The organism is Ramlibacter sp., from assembly GCF_041916345.1.
In the GTDB taxonomy this organism is placed as follows: domain Bacteria; phylum Pseudomonadota; class Gammaproteobacteria; order Burkholderiales; family Burkholderiaceae_C; genus Ramlibacter.
In genome coordinates, this window is record NZ_JAYRZR010000161.1 from 1 (window position 1) to 4,365 (window position 4,365).

Below are 4,365 nucleotides of genomic sequence, written 5' to 3' on the forward strand. Positions count from 1 at the left end.
AGGCGGGGGTGTGTTCCATCAGGCGGGCTCCGCGTCGTCGGCCGGGCGGTCGCCTTCGGGCACCTCGCAGGCCACGCAGGCCGGCAGGTCCTCCAGCTCGGGCCAGTCGGGGTAGCTGCGCAGCCGTTCGGCGAACATCGCCGCATGCGCGGCCACCTCGTCGTCGCTGGCGCGATGCGCGCCATGCAGCACCATCGGCGGCAGGAAGCGCAGGCCGCACAGCGCGGCGGTCTGCTCGTAGGGCGGCAGGAAGGCGTCGAAGAAGTAGCGGTTGTAGCCCTGCGGGTGGTAGGAGCTCTCGGGCCCGCCGGTGGTGGCCACCAGCCACAGGTCGCGGCCGCGCAGCGCGTCGCCGCCCTGGCCATAGGCCCAGCCGTGGGTCAGCACCTCGTCCAGCCAGAGCTTCAGCAGCGCCGGCATGGAATACCACTGCACCGGATGCAGCAGCACCAGCAGGCGCGCCGCGCGGGCAACCGCCTGTTCGGCGGGCACGTCGATGTCGAAATCCGGGTAGCTGCGGTACAGGTCGCGCACCCGAACCCCCGGCGTGGCCAGGGCCGCGTCGCGCAGGCGGCGGTTGACCCGCGATTCGCGCCAGTCGGGGTGGGCGGCGAGCACGTAGACGCGCCCTTCGGCTGGCTCGGTTGCGATCTCATCCATGCCCGGTAACATAGCGCAGGCGGGCCCAGCCTGCTGCCGGGCTCGGCCCGCAGCGGTTGCGGCCGTCGCGTCCCATCCACCGCAGGAGGCCTCCACCGATGCCGGTTGTCGTTGTCGCGAACCCCAAGGGCGGTGTCGGCAAGTCCACCGTGGCCACGAACGTCGCGGGCTGGTACGCCTCGCGCGGGCATGTGGTGATGCTGGGGGATGCCGATCGCCAGCAGTCGTCCCGCCTGTGGCTGGGCCTGCGGCCACCGCAGGTGCCGCCCATCCAGGGCTGGGAGGTGGACCGTGACCACATCGCCCGCCTGCCCAAGGGCGTGACGCACGTGGTGCTGGACACGCCCGCCGGCCTGCACGGCAAGGCATTGCAGCAGGTGCTGAAGATCGCCGACAAGATCGTGGTGCCGCTTCAGCCCAGCGTGTTCGACATCTTCGCCACCCGCGCCTTCCTTGACGATCTGGCGGAGCACCGCAAGCACAACCATGCGCAGGTGGGCATCGTGGGCACCCGGGTCGATGCGCGCACCATCGCGGCGGATCACCTGCAGGAATTCGTGGCCGGGCTCGATCTGCCGGTACTGGCCACCCTGCGGCCGACGCAGAACTACGTGCACCTCGCCGCGCGCGGCCTCACTTTGTTCGACGTGGCGCCACACCGGGTGGAGCGCGATCTGCAGCAATGGGAAGGCCTGTGTCGCTGGCTCGACACCTGAGGGCGGCCGGGCGCTGCTACATTGACAGCGCATGAAGGTCTTCGAATCCCTGGACGCCCTGGACACGCTGGTGGGGCAGGAGGTCGCCACGAGCGACTGGATCACCGTCACGCAGGAGCAGGTGAACCTGTTCGCCGAGGCGACGGGTGACCATCAGTGGATCCACGTGGACGTGGAGCGGGCCAAGGCCGGCCCCTTCGGCGCACCCATCGCGCACGGCTTCCTCACGCTGTCGCTGGTGCCGAAGTTCTTCGAGAACGCGATCGAGATCCGCAACACCCGCATGGGCGTGAACTACGGCCTGAACAAGGTGCGCTTCACCGCGCCGGTGCCGGTGGGCAGCCGCCTGCGCGCGCACCTGAAGCTGCTGGCCTGCGACCCCATCGAGAACGGCGGCCGGCAGATGGCCTGGCTGGTGACGGTCGAGCGCGAGGGTGCCGACAAGCCGGTGTGCATCGCCGAGTCGCTGGGCCGCCGCTACCCCTGAGGCGTTACGCCTGGGCCGCGGGCGCCGCGCCCGCGAAGCCCTGCTGCCGCCAGGCCTCGAACACCGCCACCGCGACCGCATTGGAGAGATTCAGGCTGCGCTGGCCCGCGCGCATGGGCAGGCGCAGCCGGTTGGCGGGCGCGAAGTGCGCCAGCACCGCAGCGGGCAGGCCGCTCGTCTCGCAGCCGAACACCAGCCAGTCGCCGGGCAGGAAGCACGCCTCGTGCGCACTGCGCTGCGCCTTGGTGGTGAAGGCGAAGCAGCGCAGGGCCGGCGGTGACTCTTGGGCGAGCAGCTCGGCCCACCCGCGGTGGCGGCGTACCGGCGCGTACTCGTGATAGTCCAGGCCCGCGCGGCGCAACAGGCGGTCATCCATCGAGAAGCCCAGCGGCTCCACCAGGTGCAGCGTGCAGCCGGTGTTGGCCGCCAGCCGGATCACGTTGCCGGTGTTGGGCGGGATCTCGGGCTGGACCAGGACGATGTGGAACATGCGGCGCGATTGTGCCGGGGCCGGTGGGGCATCAGTCGCCGCCCGGCGGGTCCGGCGTGCGCGCGAACACCGCGGCCGACACCGAGAGCGCCCCGGCCGCCTGCAGGGCGAGTGCCGCCGCGTGCAGCGAGGCGCCGCTCGTCATGACGTCATCCACCAGCAGCACGCGCAGGCCCCGCACATCGGCGTGCCGAAGGGGCTCCACCGCAAAGGCGCCACGCACATTGGCGGCCCGCGCCGCGAGGTCCAGGCGGGCCTGCGCCGGGGTCTCGCGCAACCTCACCAGCCATTGGGTCCGGGTGCGGTCCGGCGCCAGCCGCCGCGCCAGCTCCAGCGCCTGGTTGAAGCCGCGCTCGGCCAGGCGGGCGGGCGCCAGAGGCAGCGGCACCACGGCATCGGCCTGCGCGATCGCATCGGCCAGGTCTGGGGCGGCGCGCATCAGCGCCGCCAGCGGCCCGGCCCAGCCCGGCTCGCCCTGGAACTTGAAGCGCGCGAGCAGGCCCGACCAGGGATAGGCATAGTCCACCGCCGCGTGGCAGGTGGCGAGCGGAGGCGGCTGCGTGAGGCACGCGCCGCAAACGGGCTGGCCGGCCGCCAGCGGCAACGCACAGCGCAGGCAGCGAGTGCGGGGCGCGCCGAAGCGCGCGATGCAGGCGTCGCACACCGGCCGGGCCGGCCAGGCCCCGCACACGGCGCAGCGGCTGGGCACGGCCGCCGCGAGACCCTGCAGCCAGGCGGATTGGGAGGGTAGGGACACCATCTTGCGATGGTATCCCCCCCGAAGAACCGTACGTGCGAGTTTCCCCGCATACGGCTCACGCACGACCACTGACTACTTGGGATCGACGGGCCGCATAGCCCTCCCCCAGTTCACCAGATTAAAGTCCCCGTGCTGGGACCGGCTTGGCAACCTCCAAACCCAGGGCGTGAACACGCGTATGACATACCGGGTGCAACAAAACCCGGTTGGCGAGGGCGTTACTCCCGCCAAGCTGAATCGGCACGATATGGTGGTCGTGCCAACCTTCCTCAGCCACGTCGATTTCCTGCTGACAGGAAGCGCAGCGACCATCCTGAGCGATCCACAGCTTGAGCCGTTGGGCGTCCCAGATGTCCTTGGACATCCGGTCCACCCGCAGCTTTTCGCCATAGGCCTCCCATGCCGGGTCGAAGGGGTTGTAATCCCCCTTCACCTTGACGTGGCGGACGATTTTCGTGTCCGCCAAGAGGTGCAGGAAGACCCGCACCGCGTCACCCCAGCGATCAACGTCGCGTTCCCCGAACTGCCGGCGGGTGCCAGCATCCAGCCAGAAGCGGTCATAGACCCACTTGCTTGACTTGCGAGGATTCCGCCGCAGACCCCAGCGCATCAACCGCCAGTAAATCAGGTGGTCGAGCTTGCTGAAGGTCGCTTTGGCCACGACGCCTTGGTGGTACCTGGCCCAACCCGTGAGGATTGGGTTCAGGCGCTGTATCAGCACTGTCGTTGGAACTGCCAGCGAGTCGGCAATGATCCCCTTCACCTTGTCGTAGAACGCCTTCACGTTCTTCCGACTGGGTTTGATGAGCAGCTTCCCTTTGTACTTCCGGAAAGTCCACCCCAGGAAATCGAACCCTTCGTCGATGTGCACGATGCGCGTCTTTTCCGCAGAGAGCGAAAGGCCCCGCTCGCGCAGGAACCCCTCGATCCACGGTTGGACCACAGTTTCCAGCAGCTCTTTCGAGCTGCCAGTCACCACAAAGTCATCGGCATACCGCACCAGATTCACCTTCGCGCTCTTGGCCTGTGCGGTGCCCAGTTTTTCCCGAAGGAAATTCTGAAGCTCCGTCTCCAGACCGTTGAGCGTGATGTTCGCCAGCACCGGAGAGATGATCCCGCCTTGCGGCGTGCCATCGTCCGTGCGTTGGAGCTGACCCTTGTCCACTACTCCAGCCTTCAGCCACTTGCGCAGGACGGCCTTGTTCATGTGAACGTGGCGCATCAGCCAGTCGTGGTTGATGTTGTCGAAGAA

6 protein-coding genes are annotated in these 4,365 nt (G+C 68.8%); 2 read left to right on the forward strand and 4 right to left on the reverse strand.

The window, feature by feature from the left end:
• Positions 1-18 precede the first annotated feature (18 nt).
• Positions 19-660 (reverse strand): NAD(P)H-dependent oxidoreductase, encoded by a 642-nt coding sequence (locus ACE3T5_RS21205; protein ID WP_374670098.1) that lies wholly within the window; start codon positions 658-660, stop codon positions 19-21.
• A gap of 98 nt (positions 661-758) precedes the next feature.
• Between ACE3T5_RS21205 and ACE3T5_RS21210 the strand changes: the two genes are divergently transcribed.
• Complete coding sequence (locus ACE3T5_RS21210; protein ID WP_374670099.1) at positions 759-1,376, forward strand: AAA family ATPase; 618 nt, start codon at positions 759-761, stop codon at positions 1,374-1,376.
• Positions 1,377-1,407: 31 nt separating this feature from the next.
• Positions 1,408-1,863 carry a MaoC family dehydratase gene (locus tag ACE3T5_RS21215; RefSeq protein ID WP_374670100.1) on the forward strand — a complete coding sequence of 152 codons (456 nt, stop codon included), beginning with the start codon at positions 1,408-1,410 and terminating at the stop codon, positions 1,861-1,863.
• A gap of 4 nt (positions 1,864-1,867) precedes the next feature.
• On the opposite strand, the gene ACE3T5_RS21220 is transcribed toward ACE3T5_RS21215, so the two are convergent.
• The 3 genes from ACE3T5_RS21220 to ACE3T5_RS21230 all read right to left on the reverse strand — a co-directional run.
• Entirely contained in the window at positions 1,868-2,353 is a 486-nt protein-coding gene (locus ACE3T5_RS21220) for a tRNA (cytidine(34)-2'-O)-methyltransferase (RefSeq protein ID WP_374670101.1), read from the reverse strand.
• Between the two features lie 31 nt (positions 2,354-2,384).
• Positions 2,385-3,113 (reverse strand): phosphoribosyltransferase family protein, encoded by a 729-nt coding sequence (locus tag ACE3T5_RS21225; RefSeq protein ID WP_374670102.1) that lies wholly within the window; start codon positions 3,111-3,113, stop codon positions 2,385-2,387.
• A gap of 118 nt (positions 3,114-3,231) precedes the next feature.
• Positions 3,232-4,365, reverse strand: a 1,134-nt coding sequence (locus ACE3T5_RS21230) for a group II intron reverse transcriptase (protein ID WP_374670103.1), incomplete at its 5' end; no start/stop codon positions are given.

Excerpts from the sequence above, each read along its gene's own strand:
- ACE3T5_RS21205 (WP_374670098.1), bottom strand. The coding sequence starts at position 660 with ATGGATGAGATCGCAACCGAGCCAGCCGAAGGGCGCGTCTACGTGCTC.
- ACE3T5_RS21210 (WP_374670099.1), top strand. The coding sequence starts at position 759 with ATGCCGGTTGTCGTTGTCGCGAACCCCAAGGGCGGTGTCGGCAAGTCC.
- ACE3T5_RS21215 (WP_374670100.1), top strand. The coding sequence starts at position 1,408 with ATGAAGGTCTTCGAATCCCTGGACGCCCTGGACACGCTGGTGGGGCAG.
- ACE3T5_RS21220 (WP_374670101.1), bottom strand. The coding sequence starts at position 2,353 with ATGTTCCACATCGTCCTGGTCCAGCCCGAGATCCCGCCCAACACCGGC.
- ACE3T5_RS21225 (WP_374670102.1), bottom strand. The coding sequence starts at position 3,113 with ATGGTGTCCCTACCCTCCCAATCCGCCTGGCTGCAGGGTCTCGCGGCG.